Origin of the sequence: Candidatus Nitrotoga sp. M5 (assembly GCF_927904885.1) — a bacterium.
Lineage (GTDB): Bacteria > Pseudomonadota > Gammaproteobacteria > Burkholderiales > Gallionellaceae > Nitrotoga.
The window spans coordinates 1-23,077 of sequence record NZ_CAKMNW010000060.1 but is presented as its reverse complement, the minus strand read 5'-3'; the positions used below and the strand labels follow the sequence as shown (position 1 = coordinate 23,077).

General features: G+C 47.7%; 25 protein-coding genes and 1 pseudogene. 18 read left to right on the top strand and 8 right to left on the bottom strand.

What is annotated here, in order from left to right; translation table 11 throughout:
• The first annotated feature begins 175 nt into the window (after nt 1-175).
• The 4 genes from MJ770_RS11490 (at nt 176) to MJ770_RS11475 (ending at nt 1,937) form a co-directional block, all read left to right on the top strand.
• Nucleotides 176-748 carry a BON domain-containing protein gene (locus tag MJ770_RS11490; RefSeq protein WP_239254322.1) on the top strand — a complete coding sequence of 191 codons (573 nt, stop codon included), beginning with the start codon at nt 176-178 and terminating at the stop codon, nt 746-748.
• Nucleotides 749-785: 37 nt separating this feature from the next.
• On the top strand, nt 786-989 hold the full coding sequence (locus MJ770_RS11485; RefSeq protein WP_239254320.1) for a CsbD family protein: 204 nt from the start codon (nt 786-788) through the stop codon (nt 987-989).
• A 470-nt stretch (nt 990-1,459) separates the two neighbouring features.
• Nucleotides 1,460-1,519, top strand: a complete 60-nt coding sequence (locus MJ770_RS15510) for a glycine zipper 2TM domain-containing protein (protein WP_338140728.1) — start codon at nt 1,460-1,462, stop codon at nt 1,517-1,519.
• A 94-nt stretch (nt 1,520-1,613) separates the two neighbouring features.
• A complete protein-coding gene (locus MJ770_RS11475; RefSeq protein ID WP_239254318.1) occupies nt 1,614-1,937 on the top strand; it encodes a hypothetical protein in 324 nt (107 codons plus the stop codon).
• Here MJ770_RS11475 and MJ770_RS11470 read toward each other — a convergent pair.
• The 5 genes and pseudogenes from MJ770_RS11470 to metX all read right to left on the bottom strand — a co-directional run bounded on the left by MJ770_RS11470 (nt 1,934) and on the right by metX (nt 5,601).
• Entirely contained in the window at nt 1,934-2,095 is a 162-nt protein-coding gene (locus MJ770_RS11470; RefSeq protein WP_239254316.1) for a hypothetical protein, read from the bottom strand. The two genes, MJ770_RS11475 and MJ770_RS11470, sit on opposite strands and share 4 nt — an antisense overlap.
• Nucleotides 2,096-2,100: 5 nt before the next feature.
• Nucleotides 2,101-2,202 (bottom strand): annotated as a pseudogene (locus MJ770_RS15715) (IS1595 family transposase); the annotation flags it as partial.
• A gap of 385 nt (nt 2,203-2,587) precedes the next feature.
• A complete protein-coding gene (locus tag MJ770_RS11465; RefSeq protein ID WP_239254314.1) occupies nt 2,588-3,847 on the bottom strand; it encodes an AmpG family muropeptide MFS transporter in 1,260 nt (419 codons plus the stop codon).
• A 3-nt stretch (nt 3,848-3,850) separates the two neighbouring features.
• Nucleotides 3,851-4,465, bottom strand: coding sequence for a methionine biosynthesis protein MetW (metW, locus tag MJ770_RS11460; protein WP_239254312.1), 615 nt, complete (start codon nt 4,463-4,465; stop codon nt 3,851-3,853).
• Nucleotides 4,462-5,601, bottom strand: a complete 1,140-nt coding sequence (metX, locus tag MJ770_RS11455) for a homoserine O-succinyltransferase MetX (RefSeq protein WP_239254310.1) — start codon at nt 5,599-5,601, stop codon at nt 4,462-4,464. Before metX ends, metW begins: the two co-directional genes overlap by 4 nt.
• A 650-nt stretch (nt 5,602-6,251) precedes the next feature.
• Between metX and MJ770_RS11450 the strand changes: the two genes are divergently transcribed.
• The 12 genes from MJ770_RS11450 to MJ770_RS11395 all read left to right on the top strand — a co-directional run bounded on the left by MJ770_RS11450 (nt 6,252) and on the right by MJ770_RS11395 (nt 18,427).
• Complete coding sequence (locus MJ770_RS11450) at nt 6,252-6,896, top strand: TMEM175 family protein (protein WP_239254308.1); 645 nt, start codon at nt 6,252-6,254, stop codon at nt 6,894-6,896.
• Nucleotides 6,897-7,254: 358 nt separating this feature from the next.
• Nucleotides 7,255-7,989 carry a glutathione peroxidase gene (locus MJ770_RS11445; RefSeq protein ID WP_239254306.1) on the top strand — a complete coding sequence of 245 codons (735 nt, stop codon included), beginning with the start codon at nt 7,255-7,257 and terminating at the stop codon, nt 7,987-7,989.
• Between the two features lie 85 nt (nt 7,990-8,074).
• Nucleotides 8,075-9,517 (top strand): dihydrolipoyl dehydrogenase, encoded by a 1,443-nt coding sequence (locus MJ770_RS11440; RefSeq protein ID WP_239254304.1) that lies wholly within the window; start codon nt 8,075-8,077, stop codon nt 9,515-9,517.
• Nucleotides 9,518-9,924: 407 nt separating this feature from the next.
• Complete coding sequence (locus tag MJ770_RS11435; protein WP_239254302.1) at nt 9,925-11,712, top strand: NADH-ubiquinone oxidoreductase-F iron-sulfur binding region domain-containing protein; 1,788 nt, start codon at nt 9,925-9,927, stop codon at nt 11,710-11,712.
• Between the two features lie 10 nt (nt 11,713-11,722).
• Nucleotides 11,723-12,469, top strand: a complete 747-nt coding sequence (locus MJ770_RS11430; RefSeq protein WP_239254296.1) for a 2Fe-2S iron-sulfur cluster-binding protein — start codon at nt 11,723-11,725, stop codon at nt 12,467-12,469.
• Entirely contained in the window at nt 12,462-12,998 is a 537-nt protein-coding gene (locus tag MJ770_RS11425; RefSeq protein WP_239254295.1) for an NADP oxidoreductase, read from the top strand. Before MJ770_RS11430 ends, MJ770_RS11425 begins: the two co-directional genes overlap by 8 nt.
• Nucleotides 12,999-13,010: 12 nt before the next feature.
• Nucleotides 13,011-14,510 carry a Ni/Fe hydrogenase subunit alpha gene (locus MJ770_RS11420; RefSeq protein ID WP_239254294.1) on the top strand — a complete coding sequence of 500 codons (1,500 nt, stop codon included), beginning with the start codon at nt 13,011-13,013 and terminating at the stop codon, nt 14,508-14,510.
• 5 nt (nt 14,511-14,515) lie between these two features.
• Nucleotides 14,516-15,007, top strand: coding sequence for a hydrogenase maturation protease (locus tag MJ770_RS11415; RefSeq protein WP_239254293.1), 492 nt, complete (start codon nt 14,516-14,518; stop codon nt 15,005-15,007).
• A gap of 29 nt (nt 15,008-15,036) precedes the next feature.
• Nucleotides 15,037-15,378, top strand: a complete 342-nt coding sequence (hypA, locus tag MJ770_RS11410) for a hydrogenase maturation nickel metallochaperone HypA (protein WP_239254292.1) — start codon at nt 15,037-15,039, stop codon at nt 15,376-15,378.
• A gap of 12 nt (nt 15,379-15,390) precedes the next feature.
• A complete protein-coding gene (gene hypB / locus MJ770_RS11405; RefSeq protein ID WP_239254291.1) occupies nt 15,391-16,302 on the top strand; it encodes a hydrogenase nickel incorporation protein HypB in 912 nt (303 codons plus the stop codon).
• Nucleotides 16,295-17,398, top strand: coding sequence for a Kae1-like domain-containing protein (locus MJ770_RS11400; protein ID WP_239254290.1), 1,104 nt, complete (start codon nt 16,295-16,297; stop codon nt 17,396-17,398). The genes hypB and MJ770_RS11400 overlap by 8 nt, the downstream gene beginning before the upstream one ends.
• A gap of 324 nt (nt 17,399-17,722) precedes the next feature.
• The gene (locus tag MJ770_RS11395; RefSeq protein WP_239254289.1) at nt 17,723-18,427 is read left to right on the top strand and encodes a hypothetical protein; all 705 of its coding nucleotides are present in this window, start codon (nt 17,723-17,725) and stop codon (nt 18,425-18,427) included.
• Between the two features lie 379 nt (nt 18,428-18,806).
• Here MJ770_RS11395 and MJ770_RS11390 read toward each other — a convergent pair whose 3' ends face one another.
• The 3 genes from MJ770_RS11390 to MJ770_RS11380 form a co-directional block, all read right to left on the bottom strand.
• Nucleotides 18,807-20,273 carry an IS4 family transposase gene (locus MJ770_RS11390; RefSeq protein ID WP_239254288.1) on the bottom strand — a complete coding sequence of 489 codons (1,467 nt, stop codon included), beginning with the start codon at nt 20,271-20,273 and terminating at the stop codon, nt 18,807-18,809.
• Between the two features lie 94 nt (nt 20,274-20,367).
• Nucleotides 20,368-20,895, bottom strand: a complete 528-nt coding sequence (locus MJ770_RS11385) for a hypothetical protein (RefSeq protein WP_239254287.1) — start codon at nt 20,893-20,895, stop codon at nt 20,368-20,370.
• Between the two features lie 241 nt (nt 20,896-21,136).
• A complete protein-coding gene (locus MJ770_RS11380; RefSeq protein WP_239254285.1) occupies nt 21,137-21,454 on the bottom strand; it encodes a hypothetical protein in 318 nt (105 codons plus the stop codon).
• A 404-nt stretch (nt 21,455-21,858) separates the two neighbouring features.
• Here MJ770_RS11380 and MJ770_RS15710 point away from each other — a divergent pair, with 404 nt between their 5' ends.
• Nucleotides 21,859-21,960, top strand: coding sequence for a phage integrase N-terminal SAM-like domain-containing protein (locus MJ770_RS15710; protein ID WP_445083155.1), 102 nt, complete (start codon nt 21,859-21,861; stop codon nt 21,958-21,960).
• Nucleotides 21,961-21,966: 6 nt separating this feature from the next.
• Nucleotides 21,967-22,158, top strand: coding sequence for a hypothetical protein (locus MJ770_RS11375; protein ID WP_239254283.1), 192 nt, complete (start codon nt 21,967-21,969; stop codon nt 22,156-22,158).
• Nucleotides 22,159-23,077 lie beyond the last annotated feature (919 nt).

Genomic DNA, 23,077 nt, shown 5'->3' with positions numbered 1-23,077 from the left:
ACACGTAGATAACTAAATAGTTACCTAAGTATCTGCAAATATGTTCGCTAGCGCATTGAGCAGGTTTGAAGTATGTAAAAGTTGCAATATGTCGATTAATATTCAATGACATAGATTGATCAGATGTTTACAGATTTATATTCTGTTGCTAGCTAAATTTTATCGGAGAAGAGTCATGAATGTTTACTACAAGTTACTTGTTTTGATTGTGTCAGTTGCAGGCATTTTGTCATTCTCCGGTTGCGGTAAAACTCAAGAAGATGCAAGTAAATCCGACGCTGCCATTACGGTGGGAACAGAGATTGACGACAGCATTGTTACCGCCAAAATAAAGTCTAAGCTGTTGGCTGATCCGGACATTAAGGGTTTTGATTTAAAAGTTGAGACTCGTAAAGGAGATGTGCATCTAAGTGGCTTTGTAGATAATCAAGCACAAATTGATAGGGTCATTATGATCACGCATTCAATAGAAGGTGTTAAGAATGTGAACAATCAAATGAGCTTAAAAAGTGATCGTGACACGTCCATGGGCGTCAAAATTGATGACAGTATAGTAACCTCCAAAATTAAGTCGTCATTTCTTGCTGATCCCGATATTAAGAGTTTCGACATTGCAGTGGTAACAAATAATGGCGAAGTTCAGCTTAATGGTTTTGTTGACAGCCAGACTCAAATTGATCGCGCAATCGATGTCGCACGCAGAACAGAGGGTGTGCACAATGTTATTAACGAATTACGCATCAAATAACTCCCTTGTATTGATTAATATTAATAAGGAGAAAAAAATGAGCTGGGATAAAATTGAAGGTAATTGGAAACAGTTAAAGGGTAATGTTAAGGAGCAATGGGGGAAGCTTACAGATGATCATCTTGACGTAATAGAGGGCAAGCGAGATCAGCTAGCAGGCAAAATTCAGGAGGCTTATGGAATCACAACAGCAAAAGCGGGAGCGGAAATTTCTGAATGGGAAAAAAACAGAAATAAATAAATTGTTTATGATTTGAGCTATGTATCAAAGGGCAATGTATTTCAACGTTTATTCAAGACGGATGCACAGCTGAAGCCAAGGGTAAGGAGGTAATTGCAGGAACCGAACAGGTACTAAAGAAGCCATCAATAAAGCCTTTTTATATGGTTCACGTCACCAAGATACAAGCGGATTATAGAATTGTCAGAAAAAATGCGATGATTTAACTGAAAAACAAAAAGTTGTAATGATTGCTGCAAAATTGGTGCGGTTGCGGTGTTGAAAACTTCGTACAGGAAATTGAGTGACTTAGTGTTGTGGTCACGATTGATTTTATTAGATTTAAAAAGAAATTAACATGAAACCGACACATAAAGTTACACTAAACATATTAACAGTAGCTATGTTTTTTGGTTTGAGTGGATGTTCTACATGACTTATTAGGATAAAAGTACGGCTATTGGCGGTGCGGTACTTACAGGAGGAGTACTATTGGAACTGTTGGCGGTGCTGCTGTTGGAGGTATTGTCGGTCATGAAATCAGTAAGTAGAAAATTTACTTTCAATTTTATGTTGTTATAAGTGGTTGAATGTGAAAATGAATCATATATCAGATATACAATTTATTCAGGGAGATTAACTAAAATGATGAATTTTAAAAAACGTACTGCCGCAGCCCTAACAGTAAGTGCCTTAATGTTGGCGCTGATGGGTTGCCAGGAAAAGGAAGGTCCGGCCGAGAGTGCTGGTAAGGAAATTGATAAAGCAGCCCAACAAACCGGCGAGAAATTTGATGAGGCAGTCCAAAAAACCGGAGAAGGGTTTGATGAGGCAGTCAAAGAAGCCGGAGAGGGATTTGATGAGGCAGTCCAAAAAACCGAAGAGGAACTTGATGAGGCAGCCGAAAAAGCCGGAGAACAAATGGAAAAGGCTGGAGATAAAATTCAAGACGCAGTTAAAGGCGATTAATAATAGCGTGAATTTGTCGTTTTGAGATAGCGGACGCGCGCTTTTTTAAGGTTTCGTCCGCCTTCGCAATGCCAGAATGCAGTTTTACCTGCTGATTTTCCGGCGAAATCAGAACCAATGCCTCTAACGGAACGAGGTGTTGCAATGGACTTTTTCATTCGCTTGCAGGCTTGCGCATGAAAAGTCCATCCTGCATCGCTGTAGCAAAATTATACCATTTGTCTTTATGTCTCAGTCGAGCCAAAAACATGCCTGTCAAGGCATTGTGACTTTCGGCAATGCTTGCCTGACAATCCATCACAAACACCAAACTTCACATCGTGAGCTTGTGCACAAGCTGAGAAATATGCTTGTCACTAACAAACCTCTGCAATTTGACACGATTCTGCACGGGTAGATTTAGCTTAAGCTTGTTGAAATAATGCTTCCGTTACGAGGGGGTCAATAACAAATTCGAACATGTCCTGAATTTTAATAGCCTCCCTGTTCCGCAGCGCATTCTGAATCACCTGATTTTGATACGTTAGAGGCACAATTTTTACTGATCTCTTGCAACGGGCGCTGGTTTGCTGAGTTGCCAACAAGTGTGAAAATCTTATGAGATTAGACGTGCAAAATTCAATAGGGTACAAACTGATTTGCTTCCAAGATCATTTATAAGTCAATGAATTCGAACCATTCCACGGTGCCACTTTTAATAGTAATAGCATTCCTGGCATTGCCAGCAGAGCGCACAGTAAAAAGAATCCAGACCAGCCGATTGCTTCCACCAACCAGCCAGTCGCTGCATTGGCGAAGGTGCGTGGCATAGCTGCGAGGCTGGTGAATAGCGCGAATTGTGTGGCGGTGTAGGCGGGATGGGTGGTGCGCGCAATGAAGGCGACGAACGCGACTGTACCTAGTCCCACACCCAAGGCTTCCATGCTGATCACTATGGCGAGTTGAGTGAGTTCAACGATGGTGATTTCAGCATGATATCCCACAGATGCTAGCCAGAAGAAACCAAAGATTGTCACCACCTGAACCACGCCAAACAACCATAAGGCACGGTTGATGCCGATCTTTATCATCCATAATCCGCCAAGCAATCCACCAATTACAGCGGGCCACAGGCCCGCATTCTTGGCGATCAGGCCGATCTGTGTTTTGGAGAATCCCATATCCATGTAGAACGGGGTGGCCAGCGCGGTGCACATGCTGTCGCCGAGTTTGTAAAAGATCAGGAAGGAGAGGATGAGCAACGCGCTGCGCCAACCATGTCGGGTGGTGAATTCATGGAAAGGTTCGACAACCGCATCACGCAGGGATTTCGGCGAGTTAGTATTTAATGGCTCTTTCACCATTAGCGTCATCACCATGCCGGGCAACATAAACAACGCTGTAATGATAAATACGATGCTCCACGGTATAAAATCTGCCAAGATCAGTGCCAATGAACCTGGCACCAAGCCAGATACGCGATATGCATTTACATACACTGCATTGCCCAATCCCAGTTCACTGTCATCTAACAGTTCGCGTCGATAGGCATCAAGGACGATGTCTTGAGTAGCGCTCAGAAATGCTAATATTGTTGCGATATAGGCAATCGTTCGTAAATCGCTTTGGGGAGAAAACGCACCCATCGAGGCAATTACGACCAATAAACCTATTTGGGTGAGCAACATCCAGCCGCGCCTTCGCCCAAGGACAGGCAGGACATAGCGGTCCAGCAGTGGTGACCACAGGAACTTCCAGGTGTAGGGAAACTGAATCAGTGCAAATAGGCCGATGGTTTTGAGATCAACTTCTTCGCTGCGCAGCCAGGCGGGTAATAAATTGAACAACAGGTACAGCGGCAGGCCGGAACTAAAGCCTATAAATACACAAATCAACATGCGCCGAGTGAACAGCTGCGCGAAAACACTCATCGATTAAACAGCACGTTTGAAGCGATACACCGCTGTACTGCCTAACAGATTAGGTAGTAGCTTTATCTCGTTATTGCCTGTCATGACGCGGCGGTCAATAATACATATTCCATTGTCATGACAGAATGTCTCAAAGTCATGCAGGGTGCACAGATGAATATTGGGTGTGTCATACCACTGATAGGGCAGTACTTCAGATACTGGCATATTGCCTTGTAATATGTCTATACGATTTCGCCAGTAACCGAAATTGGGAAAACTGACTAATCCCTCACGTCCCACGCGCAGCATTTCCTGCATCAGAGGTGCTGTATGACGAGTGGCTTGTAGCGTTTGTGACAGGATGACATAATCAAAAGCATTGCTTTCAAAGCCGGAAAGACCAGACTCCAAGTCGCCTTGAATTACATTTACTTGATTCTTGATGCATGCCACGATGTTGTCATGGTTGATTTCTACGCCGTAGCCGTGCACCTTACTCGTACCCCGTAAATAGCGTAGCAAGCTGCCGTCACCGCAACCCAAGTCCAGGACTGAAGCGCCCTGCGGAATCCATCCCGCTATCGCAGCGAAATCAGGCCGGATCGCGGCGAGAGTAGACTGATCGAGCTTACTCATGCAGTAAACTCGCTGGCAATATTGTCAAAGTAAGCGCGCAATACATCATGGTAATGCGTATGCTTCATCAGAAAAGAATCATGCCCATGCGCTGAAGTGATTTCAGCGTAGCTTACCTTTAGACGGTTATGGAGCAGTGCTTTGACTATAGCGCGCGAAAGCTCCGGCGCAAAGCGCCAATCGGTGGTAAAGGACAGTACTAAAAAGTTTGCGCGAGCATCAGCGAACGCTTTATTCAGATCATCATTGTACTCCCGGGCGGGATCGAAATAATCCAGCGCCTTGGTCATAAGCAGATAGGTGTTAGCGTCAAAATGTGAGGCGAATTTATCGCCCTGATAACGCAGGTAAGACTCGATCTCGAAATCGATATCATAGCTGTAACTGTACTTGCCGGAGCGCAGCTCACGCCCGAATTTATCCGCCATCGCATCGTCTGACAGATAGGTGATATGCCCTAACATGCGTGCTAAGCGCAAGCCACGGGTAGGTACCACGCCGTACTCATAATAGTCACCGCCGTAGAAATTTGGATCAGTCAAAATCGCATTGCGTGCCACATCATTGAACGCGATATTCTGTGCGGTCAGACGAGGTGCCGAGGCGATCGCCAGTACATGGCGCACGCGTTCAGGATAGGCCCGCGACCATTGTAAGGCTTGCATTCCGCCCAGACTGCCGCCAATTACTGCAGCAAATTGGTTAATGCCAAGCTTATCGGCTAAGTGCGATTGCGTTATTACCCAGTCTTCCACTGTCACCAGGGGAAAGCTCGCACCATAAGGTTTGCCTGTTTCCGGATTAATGCTAATAGGGCCCGTGGAGCCATGGCAACCGCCAAGATTGTTCAACCCAATCACGAAAAATTTCTGAGTATCGATAGGTTTGCCGGGACCTACCATATTGTCCCACCAACCAATGCTTTTTGGATCATCCTTGTAATAACCCGCTACATGGTGATGGCCAGAAAGCGCATGGCAGACAAGGACAGCATTGGATTTATCGCTGTTCAACGTGCCGTAAGTTTCATATGCCAGCTCATAACGCGGAAGAACAGCTCCGCTTTTACATGAAAATAAGGTGTTGAACTGCGCGTGCTGAGTACTGACGATGCCGATGCTGTTTGATACGTTCAAATAAGAATCCCCAAAAAAAAACCCGTTCAGCTAAAGCGGAGCGGGTTGCTTCGCTTTAGCTGGAATTTTTAAAGTGCCCCGCAAGCTGATGTCAAATCGGCACTGGTACGTAGTTTCCGTGTTTTGCGTCGTACTGTCAATTTCGTTGCACTTTTATGTGAGCGCAAAGTAGTGACGTATGCTTGCTCCCAATTGAATATTCGTTGGTGATTAAACGCGCCCTTGTGAAGAAGAGTTGTTCGACCTATGCCGAATATTCAAGTAACTATGTTAATTATAATATCAAGATCTTAGCTGTTCAAGGCATGCTGGGGCCATATCCGAGTGTAAGGTTTGCCACATCATTATACTGACAACTTCTATGCTGGTCCGCAGGGTATGCAAACAATGGGCGATACCTGAGATAAAGCGCATAAAACCAGTCAAACTAGCACCGCAACGACGCCAATCTGTACGTTACCAGATCAACTGTTTTAGCTGTCACAATGGGCCTATAAAATAAGCTGAAGCGGTCAGATGAAGAGTATCATCGTAGTTCAATTGGTTTGGCGATACGCATGGCACTGACCTCCTAAGCAATAGGTTTTTTGAACCAAACTTACACATAAATTTCATTATTTATTACGCACTACACTAGGGCTACGAATATCGTGAATATTCCGAATGAAAAGGAAACTGGTCGCATTGAAGCCTTTAGCGACGGCGTTTTCGCTATCGCTCTGACGCTACTTGCGATTGATTTGAGAGCTCCGGCGCTGGAAATAGTTAACAACGTTAGTTTGATGGAGGCGGTATTGGAGCGGTGGACGGAATACTTCGCTTTCGCCAACAGTTTTGTCGTGGTTCTGTTGATGTGGATATGTCATCACAGTATTTTCAAATTTGTTTGCAAGACTGACACTCGATTTATGCTCGCTAACGGTTTAGCGTTGTTTTTCGTAGCGGCTGTATCGTATCCGACAAGCTTGTTGGCGAAATATCTTATGACCGATGCCGCATCGGCGGCCGCTGCATTTTACGCAGGATATTTGGTTGTGGCGAACGTTGCGTTCATCATACTTTGGCGTACAGTATCAAGTAATAAAAAGTTTTTGAAAGACGATGCAGTTAACGACGATATTGTGGAATTAACGCATGGTTTATACATGACTATACCAATTTACGCAGGAGCGGCATTGCTTGCCTTTGTCAGCGCGTGGATAACCGTTACGATAACAACTGTCCTTTGGGTTTATTGGGCAGTAACGCTAAAAAATGAATGCGTTGAAAGAGATTCCTGTCCATGGGAGACTTGATCGCTACGCGCCAGCGATTTCATGTGGCGGTCGCTACCATGCTGCTCGATGATTCTGATGAGTGTGATCGAAGGTAGAGAGTCCATCAGTTTGGCGAACAGGCTCTTGCAAGTATCCATGGCAGTCCCACGTAGCCTGTCGAAATTAAATAGGTCGTTTGAAAATTGAGCCGAGATTAGTGACTATCTCGCCTATTTTTTAGGTAATAGAGCAACTATTGCTTTCAAACTTGTCCAAATTTACCCACGCTCAACTAAATTTTCGCTACTATTCTTTAAGACCGACAGGCTGTTAGAAACTTGAATGTTTAGTGGTGTCGTTTAGGAACAATTGACAAACAGAAAGAGGAGATAAAACCGTGCTACAGTCAAGAGAAGGTCATGAAGTTCCTAAAGTTACTTTCCCGATGAGAGTCAACAATGAATGGGAGAAAGTAACCAGCGAGGAATTATTCAAAGGAAAAACCGTGGTGCTGTTCGCACTGCCTGGCGCTTTCACCCCCACCTGTTCCAGCGCCCATTTGCCACGCTTCAACGAGCTTGCAGGGGTATTCAAGATGAATGGCGTCGATAGCATCATCTGTCTGTCGGTGAACGACCCTTTCGTGATGGAGGCCTGGAAGGAAGATCAGCATGCCGAAAATATCTTCTTCCTGCCTGATGGTAACGGTGAGTTCAGCGCAGGCATGGGTCTGCTGGTGGATAAATCAGATATTGGCTTCGGCAAACGGAGCTGGCGTTATTCCATGTTGGTGAAAGATGGTGTGATTGAAAAAATGTTTATCGAAGCGGAAGAGCCGGGCGATCCTTTCAACGTTTCTGATGCTGATACTTTATTAAACTACATTAACCCCAATGCCAGCCTGCCGCAGCAGATAACCCTGTTCAGCAAGCCTGGCTGTCCGCATTGCGCCCGCGCCCGCAAGATATTGATAGAAAAAAGCTATCGCTTTGAAGATATCGAATTGGGCAGCCACGGCATCAGTTTCAGTTCCCTGAAAGCGGTGACTGGGCAAGGTACTACACCGCAGGTTTACATCGATGGGCACCATATTGGTGGAGCGGACGAATTGGAAGCTTGGTTGGCGAAATGAGTTTTCTTGGTTTGGGCTGAAATCCGAGCTACGTTTGTCTTAGGTCGATGTGAAAGGTCGAATACTTTCTGAGGAGCGTTTCATCATGAACCCAATCAATGTCGATGTCGCCATTGTCGGCGCTGGTACCGCCGGCATGGGGGCCTACCGAGCTGCCCTGTCCCATACCGAATCTGTTTTATTGATTGAAGGTGGGGTCTATGGTACGACTTGTGCCCGTGTCGGCTGCATGCCCAGTAAATTGTTAATTGCTGCAGCAGACGCCGCACACCATGCTCGCCATGCTGACCCATTTGGGGTGCGTGTGGAACGCGTATCTATTGATGGCATGGCGGTGATGGAGAGAGTGCAGCGAGAACGGGATCGTTTCGTCGGTTTCGTGCTGGAGACCATCGAATCTTTTCCTCAAACCAATCGGTTAACAGAAAAGGTACGTTTTCAAAATGCGAATACCTTAGTGACGCAGCATGGTCAATTGATTCACGCCAAACGCATTGTGATCGCCAGTGGTAGCACCCCGTTCTTGCCGCCTTTGTTTAAGGGTTTGTACACACGTTTGTTGACCAGTGAGTCAGTGTTCGATTTACCCACATTACCGAAAAGTCTAGCGGTATTTGGCCCGGGTGCTATCGGTATGGAATTAGGTCAGGCTATGAGCCGCTTGGGGGTAAATGTGAAAATTTTTGGCATGAGTGGTGGTATTGTTGGCATTAGTGATGAAGCCATACGCGCTTATGCCAATGAAACTTTCAATGAAGAGTTTTATCTGGATGCATCGGCTGAAGTGAAATCGGTCACCGAAACTGCCACCGGAGTGGACATCTATTTTTTGCATCAGGACGGCACGTGGAAAACCGAGTCGTTCGATTATGTGCTGGCGGCGACCGGTCGTACTCCGAATGTCGCCGGATTAGGGCTGGAAAACACCGGTTTGGGATTGAACAAAAGGGGTGTGCCAATATTCGACCGTTTTACCATGCAGTGCGGTAACAGCGCGATATTCATTGCTGGCGACGCCAACAGTGAAGTTCCACTGTTGCACGAGGCTGCCGATCAGGGGCGCATAGCTGGCGATAATGCCGGACGATATCCCGATGTGCGGGCAGGTTTGCGCCGAACACCGCTGGCGATAGCGTTTACCGAACCGCAAGTCGTGTCGGTGGGCTTGAATTATGAGCAGATTCGCCAGCTCTACCAGGGGCGCTATGCCGTGGGTCAGGTATCTTTCGAAGGGCAGGGTCGCAGCCGCGTCATGCTGCGTAACAAAGGCATGCTTAAAGTCTACGCTGAGCTGGGCAGCGGCTTGTTTCTGGGGGCGGAAATGTTCGGTCCGTCCGCCGAGCATATTGGACACTTGTTGGCTTGGGCCACACAAAAGCGCATGACGGTTTCAGAGATGTTGGAAATGCCTTTCTATCATCCTGTCATTGAAGAAGGGCTGCGCACCGCTTTGAGGGATCTCAACCATAACCTGAACATCGGCCCAGAAACGATTAAGCGGTGCTGGGATTGTGGCCCCGGTGCGTGACAGTGACCTTTCCACACTTAGATCGGGGCTATTTCCTTCGTTTACCAATGTTTAAAGTAAAGTGCTTGATTACGCTTGCACGTAAGTTTCTGATCTACAAAGTTAGTGGCAACGGCCTTTGCGGACTTCGACTATGTTTGTCGAGTCAAAGTATGGAGAAAAAAGTGTTCAGATATAGTGAAATGGTGCCATGAGTGGGTGACAAAGCCAGAGGGAAAGTCCGCAGTGGCCTGTAGCTCTTCGGGCATTGAATTTTGCTAATACCATTAAGGTATACGTGATCAATCGATTCCGCTACGGGTTGAACAAAACACTGAACATTCAGGCACTGAATAACACGAATTGTGCATGATTATTATTTATAACTAATTGATATTTTATATTTAATTAGTACAGGTGGCACGGATTTGAACTCTTCAAACATGACAGGCCTGCTTCGCTCGGTAATTTCTCGAGCCTATGCGGAATCGCCCAACGTGCTGCACGTATTGTATGCATTGCAACGGCAATTCCTGCATATCTCTGATGAAGCTGTTCGTGAAGTTGCCTCACATCTTGAACTGCCGACCAGCCAAGTGGATGCGGTGATCGAGTTTTATTCCTTTTTTCATAGAATCCCGCGCGGACGATACGATATTCTGTTTAGCAACTGCACTAGTTGCGGCTATATGGCCGGGGGAGTGAATTTGATGGCTGTGCTCGGCCGGCAGCTGGAGATCGTTGCCGGCCATACGCGAGGTGATGGTCTGGTCAGCATGGACCAGACCTCTTGTATCGGCATGTGCGACCATGGTGCTGCATTGCTGGTTAACGGCATACCGATTGTCAGTCTGGATGTTGCCATGATAACCCGCATCGCCGCTCTGGTTGAGGCAGCGATGCCGCTGGAGGATTGGCCAGCCGAGTGGTTTCATGTAGAAGACAATATCCGTGTTAACGGCCTGTTGCTCAAAGATGATCTTCCAGAGGATATTAGTTTACGTGCGATATTCGCGCATGGCGCTGCAGGCACGCTGAGTGAGATTATCCATTCTGGTTTGCGCGGGCGGGGTGGTGCGGGATTTAGTACCGGCATGAAGTGGCAGCTCTGCCGCGAAGCGCAGGGTGATGCGCACTACATAGTATGCAATGCCGATGAAGGTGAGCCTGGCACATTCAAGGACCGCGTGCTATTGCACAGCTATGCAGATAGATTGTTTGAAGGCATGACTGTGTGTGCCTTTGCGATCGGGGCAAAACAGGGCTATCTCTATCTGCGCGGCGAGTACCGATATCTATTGCCGCATCTGCAAACCGTATTGTCGCGCCGCCGTGAATTGGGTTTGCTGGGCGGCGATATCCTCGGTCAGCCTGGATTCAGTTTTGACATTGACATCGTGGTGGGCGCTGGAGCCTACATCTGCGGCGAGGAATCGGCGCTGATAGAGTCACTGGAAGGTAAGCGTGGTATTCCGAGGGTGCGTCCACCATTCCCGGTGACACATGGCTATCTCGGCCAACCTACCGTCGTCAACAATGTCGAGACGTTCATCGCAGCTGTTCATATTTTGCGGCGCGGCAGTGCCTGGTTCAAGGCAGTGGGTACCGAGAAATCGGCTGGCAGCAAGATTCTGAGCGTCAGCGGTGACTGTGCTGCACCGGGAATTTATGAGTATCCGTTTGGTGTCACTATCCGGCAGGTGCTGGACGACTGCGGGGCTAAAAATGCCCAGGCGGTACAAGTCAGTGGACCTTCCGGGACGCTGATTAACAGTGCGGAATTCGATCGCAAACTTGGTTTCGATGATTTGTCGACTGGAGGTTCGCTAATGATTTTTAATCAAGCGCGAGACCTGCTGGCGGTTATAGTCAATTTTGCACATTTTTTCGCCCATGAGAGTTGCGGTTTTTGCACCCCGTGTCGAGTTGGTACCGTACTGCTCAAGAACGGGTTGGACAAGATCGCCGGCGGTCACGGCACGCGATATGATCTGGATGAGATGCAGCGCATCGCCGCATTGGTTAAATACCGCTCGCATTGCGGGCTGGGGCAGACCGCAGCGAACCCTATTCTGGATGGATTGCAGCGTTTTCCGCAGGCGTTCGAGCAACGCTTGGTGCATCGCGATTATGAGCCGCATTTTGATCTGGACGCCGCACTTGAGGAAGCGCGCCAGGTCAGCCATCGTGATGATACGGCAGCTCACATTGAATGAAAGTGACAACATGAGCGCGGACACAAAACAAAATACCATCACGATAGACGGGCAGGAAATCCCGTTTCTGGCTGGGCAGACCATCATGGATGCGGCACTGGCAGCCGGTGTGTACATTCCGCATCTGTGTCACCGGCAGGGGCTCACGCCACATGGCAGCTGCAAGCTTTGTGTGGTCGATATCGCCAGCAAGAATGCATCGGCCTGCACCATGCCTGCCGTGGCCGGACAACAGATCAGCAACAATACGCCTGCGCTGAATGAAGCGCGCACGACCATCACGCAAATGTTGTTCATCGAAGGTAATCATATCTGCCCATCCTGTGAAAAATGTGGTGACTGCACACTGCAGGCAATGGCCTATCATCTGGGAATGCTGGACGGTCATTTTCCGCAGTTCTTCCAGCGCCGCGAAGTGGATGCCTCGCATCCGACCGTGATGTTGGACCGAGACCGTTGCATACTATGCGAGTTGTGTGTGCGTGCCAGCCGCGAAGTGGATGGAAAGAACGTATTCGAGATTGCAGGTCGTGGAACCAATGCGCGTCTGATCGTGAATTCAGCGAGTGGAAAGCTGGTGGATAGCGAACTTGAAACCAGTGACTTGGCGGCGCACATTTGCCCGGTAGGTGCGATCCTGATCAAGGAAAGTGGCTATAAAGTGCCAATCGGACAGCGCACCTTTGACCTGCACAAAGTCAGCGAGATTGGTTTGGAAAAAATCGTCCTGACTAAAGTGAGGCAACCCGATGAGTAAAATCAGGATTGCCACTACCTCGCTGGCAGGTTGCTTTGGCTGCCATATGTCTTTCCTTGATATGGATGAACGACTGGTCGCCTTGCTGGAACATGTTGAGTTCAATCGCTCGCCGTTTACCGACATCAAGCATTGCGGTTCTTGCGATATCGGTTTGATCGAAGGCGGGGTAAGCAACGCGGAAAATGTGCATGTACTGCGTGAATTTCGTGATAACTGCAAGATACTCATCGCGGTTGGAGCCTGCGCCATCAATGGCGGGGTGCCCGCCATGCGCAACCATTTCAATTTACGCGAATGTCTGGAAGAGGCTTATGTAAATGGAGCGGGCGTAGAAAATCCACAAATTCCGAATGATGTAGAGCTACCTTTGTTACTCGACAAAGTACACCCTATTCATGATGTAGTACGCGTCGATTACTACCTGCCTGGTTGTCCGCCGTCGGCCGATGAATTTCTCAAAATACTGGGTGATCTGTTAGCGGGCGAAGCGCCCTCACTCCCCTATAATCTCCTGCATTACGATTAACGGAACGCGGCTATGGAACAGAACGCGGGACCCTTATCCGACATTAAATCTCCGCCCAATCTCAGGCGTGTTGCCATTGACCCTGTCTCCCGTGTTGAGGGGCATGGCAAAATCACGCTACTGCTCGATTCGGAAAACCATATCCATGAGGCTCGTTTTCACATCGTTGAATTTCGTGGTTTCGAAAAATTCATTCAGGGGCGTCCCTACTGGGAAGTGCCGTTCATCGTTCAACGCCTGTGCGGGATCTGTCCGGTTAGTCATCAACTGGCGGCGGGCAAGGCAGTGGATCAGCTGGTTGGCGTGGAGCAGCTCACGCCCACGGCTGAGAAGCTGCGCCGCCTTTTGCATTTCGGCCAGACCTTGCAATCGCATGCATTACACTTTTTTCATTTGTCTTCCCCTGATTTTCTGTTCGGCTTCGGCAGTGACCCAGCGCAGCGCAACATTATCGGCGTGCTGGAAAAATATCCTGATCTCGCATTGAAAGGTGTGAAACTGCGAAAGTACGGGCAACAGGTTATCGCGGCGATCAGCGGCAAGCGCATCCACGGCACCGCCACCGTGCCGGGAGGCATGAATAAGCCGCTCGCCGTTGCCGAACGCGATGCCTTGCTGGTTGATATCAAAAACATACTGGCCTGGAGCCAGGATGCGCTGGCCCTGAACGAGCAGATTCATACCGCACATCCCGAGCATTACCGCTTCGCCACCATTCACAGCAACTTTCTGAGCATGGTTGGTGGCGGCGGAGAGCTGGAGTTGTATCACGGTGGATTGCGCGCGCGTTCGGCGACGGGCGCGATGATTTTTGATCAGTTCGACTATCGCGGTTTTCAGGACATTCTGCGCGAAGAAGTGCGCCCATGGAGCTATATGAAGTTCCCGTATTTGGTCGAGCTGGGCAAGGAGCAAGGCTGGTACCGTGTCGGTCCACTGGCGCGAGTGAACAACTGCGATTTTATTTCAACACCTTTGGCGGAAGCCGCGCGCAAGCACTTCAGGGAATTCGGCCAGGGCGGTTTCGTGCAAGACACGCTGGCCTATCACTGGGCGCGTATGATCGAAGTGCTGCATTGCGCTGAATCGATTCAGGCGTTACTGCATGATCCAGATATTACGGGCACTGATCTGGTCGCAGATTTTGACGAAAAGCGCATGGTAGGGGTTGGCGTGATCGAAGCGCCGCGCGGCACACTGTTCCATCATTATCAGATCGATGAGCAGGGACTTATTGTTAAGGCTAATTTGATCGTCTCGACTACCAGCAACAATCAGGCGATGAACGAATCAGTGCGCTCGGTCGCCAATGAATACCTTGAAGGTAACGAAATTACCGAAGGCTTGCTGAATCATCTGGAAGTCGCGGTGCGCGCCTATGACCCCTGCCTGTCCTGTGCTACCCATGCCTTGGGCAAGATGCCGTTGCAGGTGGAGTTGCTTGATGCCGATGGTACGCTACTTGACAGGTTGTCCAAGGGCAGCAATGGCGTGATCGAACGAACGGTCTAGTTAACATGGTAAAGCTGCTGCTATTCGGATACGGTAATCCCGGGCGCGGAGACGATGCGCTCGGCCCGGAGTTGATCGGGTGCATTGCGCAATTGAATCTCGCCGGTGTCGAGTGTCAGAACGACATGCAACTGCAAGTTGAGCACGTCACCGATCTGGCTGTTTGTGACCAGGTGTTGTTCATTGATGCCGATATATCCTGCGGGGAGCCTTGCGTTTTTTCCGAAATCTTAGCCGAAAAAGATGGCAGCTATACAAGCCATGCGATGAGTCCGACAGCATTGCTATACGCTTATCAGCAGGTGTATGGTAAGGATGCGCCACCAGCTTTTCTGTTACGTATACGCGGCTACGATTTCGCGCTGGGTGACCCATTGACCGAACAAGCTGTAACCAATCTGGATGCGGCAATAAAACTGGTTCATGAGTTGTGTATGGATGCAAGTCTGCAACGTTGGCGACGGTGCTTGGTGAACAATGAAGATTCGGTTGCTTGAACCGATTATGGAACCGGATCATCTAAGCCATGCATGAAATGTCGCTAGCTGAAAGCGTGTTGCAAATCATTGAGGATACAGCGCGCAAGCAAGGATACACGCGGGTCAAAACGGTGTGGCTGGAGATCGGCCAACTGGCTTGTGTGGAACAAGCGTCACTGCGTTTTTGTTTCGATTTGGTGGTGCGCGACAGCATTGCCCATGAGGCGTGCCTGGAAATCACCGAGATAGCGGGGCAGGGGCGATGTGCGCAATGTTCGGCTGAAATGCCGATTGCTGCGCTTTATGAAGCTTGCCCAAAGTGCGGAAGCTACGAGGTTCAGGTAACGGGTGGCGACGAAATGCGAGTCAAAGAACTTGAAGTTGAATAGAAAGGTTTAGATATGTGTACAACGTGCGGATGTGGAATCGGTCAGACGCTCATCGCAGGCCATGCGCTTAAACTGCCGCGCAAACCAGGTGAGGTCATGCGTTATCGGGTGCATGAGGATGGTGCAGCACTCGCACATCCTCACACGCATCAACATGATGTGTTGAATGGTGCGCTGGACTTTGGCGCAGGCGCGGCAGGCACGCATGCGCCAGGCGTCAGCCAGTCCAGAATGATAAAGATCGAGCGCGACATTCTCGCCAAAAATAATGATTACGCCGCTGAGAACCGAGACAACTTTTCAACGCACGGCATTTTTGCACTCAATCTGGTTTCCAGTCCCGGCTCAGGCAAGACCACCTTGCTGGTAAAAACCATCGCAGCCTTGCACGGCACGCTGCCCATTGCAGTGATTGAAGGCGACCAGCAAACCGACACCGATGCAGCACGCATCCGCGCCGCCGGTGCTCCAGCCTTACAAATCAACACTGGCAAGGGCTGCCATCTGGATGCGTACATGGTCGGTCAGGCCATGCAACGACTTGGTTTGCAGGACGACAGTCTGTTGTTGATCGAGAATGTCGGGAATCTGGTTTGTCCAGCCAGCTTTGATCTGGGCGAGGCGCACAAGGTCGTAATCCTCTCGGTGACCGAAGGCGAAGACAAGCCGCTCAAATATCCAGACATGTTCTGCGCCGCCGATTTGATGTTGCTGAACAAATGCGATCTGTTACCGTATCTGGAATTTGATGCTGAACTCGCTGTTGATTATGCGCGCCGCATCAATCCTAAATTGAAAGTGATCCGCATATCCGCCAGTACTGGCGAGGGAATGACGGAATGGCTGGACTGGATAGCAATCGGTTGCCGCAATGCAGTCGCCACTGTACAGCGCACCGCTGAACCGAAAATCCTGCTTGAATAAACCCATCACCCTGCCAGTTTCCGGCCCGTCGATATTGGCCTGTGGCGCTTGGCTGAAAAATACTGTCTGCGTTACTCGCGGCAACCAGGTTTATGTCTCGCAGCTTATCGGCGATCTGGATAGTGCCGAAGCGAGGCTGATGCTGAAGAAAAGCGTAACGCATTTGTGCGCAGACCTTGATGTGCAACCGGAAGTGGTGGCGCACGATCTGCACCCCGATTTTTACAGTACACAATTTGCGCAGTCCTATGCCGCGCAGCGCGGATTACCAACAGTAGCGGTGCAACATCATCATGCGCACATCGCCGCCCTTTGTGCTGAACATGGTGTCATCCAGCCTGTGCTGGGATTGGCTCTGGATGGCGTGGGGCTGGGCACTGATGGCACGCCGTGGGGCGGTGAACTGTTGCGCGTGGAGGGATCAGATTTCCAGCGCCTGGGGCATTTAGCTCCACTCGCGATGCCGGGTGGTGATCGTGCCGCTCGCGAGCCGTGGCGCATGGCGGCAGCGGTGTTATTCCACTTGGGGCGTAGCGACGAGATTGCGCAGCGTTTCCCCAATCAGCCGGGGGCGAAGACGGTGGCGACCATGCTGCAATGCGGCTTGAACTGCCCGGCCACCTCCAGCATGGGCAGATTGTTCGATGCCGCCGCAGGATTGCTGGGCGTGAACGATATTCAAACTTTTGAAGCCCAAGCCGCGTTGTTGTTGCAGAATTTGGCGGAGCGTCATGGCCAGATCGCGCCGCTGGCTGTAGGCTATCGAATCACTGGTAAAAACGTGCTGGATTTTTCGCCGTTACTCGCCGTGCTGAGCGATTGCCGCGATGCTTCTTATGGCGCAGCACTGTTCCATGCCACGCTTGCCGCAGGTCTAGCCGAGTGGGTGGAGCGTACTGCCAGCGAGCACAACATTGCCTATATCGCGTTGGGAGGCGGCTGCTTTTATAATGACATCTTGTTGTGCGCACTGTCTGAGAGGCTTGCTAAGCATGGGCTGCAAGTGTTGATTGCGCAGCAGATGCAGCCCAACGACAGTGCAATTTCGTTAGGTCAGGCGTGGATTGCGCTGCAAACTATTAAACGAGGAATTTGACAAACAAAGGTCAACTAAAGGGGGAAACGCCGAATGCCACAAAGTAAATAGGCTTCAGCATAGCTAAAACAATAACTTAAGCCAGTATTTGCGCGGGTTTCACAATAGACTAACCTTGCTAAAAAGACTTAACTTAGTACTATTTGGGCCAACGCCATTTAAATATTTATACTTATCCCTGTGATGTCGGGCTTCATTACATTCAACCCAACTGCCGGGCTACCGGGCTTAAATATTGCGGAAGAAATGGTGAAACTCATTCCAACTCAAATCTTATACACATGCAATTACTGACACCTTTTTTAAGAAAGAACTATCAATCTCATGAATAAAAGCCTTTTGACTAACTTACTGTCTGCCCTAACTTTTATGTTGGGTTGGACGTTACACAATAATTTAATCATGATGGTTGGTCTGTTTGCCTTGTCGGGCGCATTAACCAACTGGCTAGCCGTACACATGCTGTTTGAGAAGGTGCCGGGCCTGATAGGCTCGGGAGTGATTCCGGCCCGTTTTGAAGAGTTTAAAATGGCCATCAAGACTCTGATGATGGAGCAGTTTTTTACTCAGGAAAATGTCGATCGTTTTGTTTCCGGCGGTGCGGCAAAATCAACGCTTCAGCTTGGGCCTGTGATTGAAAAAGTCGACCTCTCGCCATCATTTGATAAATTAGTGGAAGTGATTATGCATTCTTCATTTGGCGGCATGCTTGCCATGCTGGGGGGCAAGGAAGCTTTAATGCCATTAAAAGATTCATTTATTGCCAGCATGAAAGAGTCATTTGTGGAAATTACCGAAAAGGAATCCTTTCATCAACTGCTGCAAGATGAGATTGACCAACCCGAAGTAATGGCCGACATTCGCACAAAAGTTGCCGAGATTATTGACGCCCGTCTGGAAGAGTTGACGCCACAACTGGTTAAAGAAATGGTTCAAAAAATGATTAAGCAGCACCTTGGCTGGTTAGTCGTCTGGGGCGGTGTATTTGGCGGGGCGATCGGTCTGGTATCAGCGATAATTGTTTTATAATAACGGTAAGAGCTTTGACCCCTTAAGTTGTTGTAGAACCTGAGAAAAAAAGGCCCAGAAAGTGTTTTCTTTACTGAAGAAACGTCGACGACTGAGGGCCCCAGATTCTGAGGGACGCAGGTACTGATTGGGAATGAAATTTCGAAAACATTCACCTAGTTGACTAAACGATTTTTGTTTTAACTTTGCGATTTCATCGGACAGTTTCTGACTCGCTGAGCGGGGTGTTCTACGAAGTGTTGGGAGGTGAAAATCAGGGAATAAAAGCGTTGTATTTTGCATGGCGAATTAGTTATTTCACTCATTAATTTTCAGCTTTTTTTCCTTGCTAAAAGGGCTTAACTTAGTGGCATTCGGGTCAAACCCGAATGCCACTAAGTTAAGCCCTTTTAGCACGATATCTGCTCCTATGCAGAGTCACCTTCATTTCATGTCGTGGAGCGGTTAATAACTGATACGGTTTGGGCCTTCGTTTAACTACTCTGGGTTCACTTCTACCGGGTCGTTCTGGCACGATATAATCGGCGATAGAGTCATACAACAACTGGATTAAACGGCGCTGCTCTTGATGGCTGTTTTTGGTCTGATTAAGATGCGGTTCCCACTGCCGAAGCGCTTGGACACTGCCCTTAAAACTGATTCGGCGTACCGGCTCACCAGCCTGTTGTGCTGCCTCAATCATGAGATAACGAATACAGTTATAGGCGATCAAGTGCATCACGATTTCCTTGCGTACCATATCGGGTGTTTTGCAACGTAAAATATCCATGCCCATAGTCGTTTTTATATCCCGAAAGAACAGCTCAACATCCCAGCGTTGGAAATAAAGATCGGCCAGGTCGTCGGCTGTATAAGCCTTTGCATCCAACAATGTGGTGATGATATAGAAGCCCTGAGTTCTGAATCCGGACTGATTAACGCTGACTTTTATTTGCCGCAAAATCAGGGTTTCTGGCAGGGCTTCCCAATCGGCTTGGGAATATCTTGACGCCTTACTTCTGACCGGCTTTTTCCAGTGGATTAACAAATCATCATGGCCAAGCACCTTGACTGCTTTGACTTCGGTAACGGGAATACGCCGAGCCAATGTAATGACCGAATCAACGCCCCTGTCTTTAAAGCTCGATAGATCAAAATAGCTACAAAACCCCTTATCTCCGAGAAATATATCACCGGGTTTAAAGGTATCCCATTGCTCGCCTAGCATGGGCAGTTCATGGCTTTTCTTGTTGCCTACTTTGTGGCTCAACAAAGCGCCTGTTTGCAGGCAAAAGCAAGCACATATAGCCGCTTGCGGAAAACCACAGCCTGCCTTTTGATGCCGTTGCTGTGGCCACACGAGCTGGTTTGCTATTGTGTCGGGCATGCTGACGCCCGTGCCATCAACCACGACAACCCAACGACAATTCATGCGCTCAAAATCAGAGAGCGTCAGCCGATTAGCGGTTTGCTGAAGCATGGTCTCAAGCCCCGACAGTTCCAGTTTGCTTCGTGCCTGGCAGTAGGCCGCAGTTGAAGACGAGGGCAAGGGTTTGGATTTTATCGCGGCAAAGGCCTGGAGTTTGCGTATCACTTCCTGACATCCACCATCATCACCTAACACCTGAGAAAAAAAGGCCCAGAAAGTGTTTTCTTTACTGAAGAAACGTCGACGACTGAGGGCCCCAGATTCTGAGGGACGCAGGTACTGATTGGGAATGAAATTTCGAAAACATTCACCTAGTTGACTAAACGATTTTTGTTTTAACTTTGCGATCTCATCGGAAAGTTTCTGACTCGCTGAGCGGGGTGTTCTACGAAGCGTTGGGAGGTGAAAGCCAGGGAATAAAAGCGTTGTATTTTGCATGGCGAATTATGCCATTTTCAGTGCTTTTTCTCCGTATTATTTCCATGCTAAAGCGGCTTAACTTAGTGGCATTCGGGTCAAACCCCTTTAATTATTAATCAATGTTTCTGTTGATGGAATCTATTGCATTAATAATGGCAGGTAGAAATCCTTTATGTAAATCTGTAGCAATAGCTAAATGCTCTTTTTTTAATCTAATAAACTCATCGTTAAACCCACCAATGTTTTCAGTACCAACTACTATTCTGAGTCGATAGGGTAGGTCGCTCATTAGTAGATATGCTTTGATTATACTTTCAACCTCTTCTTCAGTTAACAGGCCGATTTTATCTAGAAGTGTTTTATAAATATGATCGACGGTGTAGTTTTGAATCAGTGCGTTCTTATACTCACTCTGTTCATTAAATTGTTCAATCCTAGCTTCGTAGGTGTTTTTATTTGATATTAATTCAGACTTGATTGCCATACGCAATGATGTTCTTTCATGCTCAATTTTTTGAGCGTGTAATTTTGTTTGGTGATTGGCATTAACAATCATGGTAATAATTACACCAGTAAATCCTAGTAAACCTGTAAAAAAGGTTTGAAAAGTTTCAAAAAAGCAAAGTATGGAAGAAATCATTTAGTTGCCTTTACGCATAACGCCGAGCTAAACGGCGCAGCTTTGCTGCGTACTTGTTTAAGCGTGCACAAAACAACTACTTAGTGGCAACATGAACTAACTAAAAATAATCAATTGGTTACACGGTTGTTGTTTTAATTCTAAATCAAAACACTGTCGCCATGACATATATACCTATTTTGATCTATGAGACAAGCTGCGGTTGTCCACGCATATTTCAAGCAAAAATATCACTCCTGAATTAAGGCGTATCTACCGCGATCCACTGGATTAGTTCGCTAGAATTCTTCAAAGCGAACTGCCTTTTAATCAGCCTCCCAGATGAATCGAAGAGTAAAAGTTCCGATGGGCTGGCACGGTGTTCAGCGATTAGCTGGTCGCCCTCTGGGGTGCTAATTTGGGCGACGAGAAAGAAAACTTGGTCGCTAAGCTGATCGCGAGCTTTATTCATTTCTTCAGTCTGGCTTATGCTAACCATAAGGTTTGGATCGTAGACAAACACCAGAGCCGGCATGCCTGTACCTATTTGCTCGTGGGTCATCTTAAAACTTTTAGGCATTGCCGTTAATATAAGTCCTAGAAGTATCAATATGGATATGATGACACCAATAAAAACCCAAGGCTTTCGGCGAGTGGAGTTGGAATTATATTTCTCGTTGATGACAAAATCCTCTTTTTATTTTTGAAGCAATCGTTTCACGTTGCGCGACACCCCGAAGGGGCGTGAGCCGCGAGCTTAACGTGAAATATACGACATTGTATGTCCAATAATAATGCTGACATGTCGTATGATCTTGCTCATAGTTAAGAATCCTATTAATTATAAATACTTTTTTAAGTAAATAAGGCAGCGAATGCAAGAAAATACGACATCACTGTCTGCTAAAAAATTACTGGATCAAGTACGCGATAAAATTCGCTTCAAACACCATAGTCTAAAGTCTAAACACAGAAAATACCTATATTTCATGGATAAGACAATACATTATTTTTAATAGCAAGCATCATCCAACAGAAATGGGCGCTGCTGAGGTGGAGAAGTTTTTACCCTACCTGACGACTTAGTGTACTGTGGCCAGCTCTAATCAGAATCAGGCATTATCGGCTATTCTTTTTTTATATCGTGGGGTGTTGGCAGTAGATTTGCCCTTGTTGGATGGTTTTGAGCGTTCCAAAAAGCCGCAGCGTTTACCAGTGGTGTTGACACCGCTGGAGGTGCAAGCTTTATTGCGTGAAACGGATGGTGCGCCAGAGCCGGTTTGATTAATTATCAGGCTTTTGTACGGCACGGGAATGCGCTTGATGGAAGCAGTGCGCTTTCGTGTGAGCATTTTGTTGCTATTCTTCTCATCACTGTAAAAGAAAATACCAATTTCGGAACTGAATCCTGTACGCGCTAATATGGTGTCTACGCCAGAGCAATATCAATGCTCAAGTTTTCAGGATGTATAGCTATTCAGTAAAGGGCTTTGACCCGAATGACACTAAGTTAAGGGTCTACAGCATATCTAAAGCAATTGCTTAAGCAATTGTTTGCGCGGGTTCCACAATAGTCTAACCTTGCTAAAAAGGCTTAACTTAGTGGCATTCGGCTTTAACCCCTTAAGTGAAGTTTTTTATTTCAATGGATTTGTTGTTTTTATTCAGGCAGCGAATTAGATTTGGGTGGTTTTAAGTCTGTTCTTAACTGGATGGCCCTATAGCCACAATCATTATTGGCTACCTGCTTTCTTCCTGATTTAAATAGCATATTTAAGGATGTATTTCAGCGTATCTTTAATCCGCCCATGCTGATTGCACATGCTTTGTATTATCATCGATTCAAAAATGCCCGCCATTTGTTTTAACTGGCGTTGAGTGTACTCACTCAGGGGCATTTCTATTGGGGAGAACGGGGGCATTACTACTTTCTGCTAACAGCGTTGGATAGCTTTATTGCTAATTGCTAATGGTATTGATAACTGTTATCATTATTGATTCAGTTTTTAATCACATTTTTAATCCACTGTTATATGGAGTAAGTCAATGCCTTCTGTTTTCCTGCACCGACGACTGGTCATCGCTATTGCCACAACCCTGTTACCCATGACCGTATTTGCCCAGAGCGAGCACGAAACTATTAAGCCGAGCAAGCAAGAAACTATTAAGCCAAGCAAGAATGAAACTATTATGCCGGCTATCG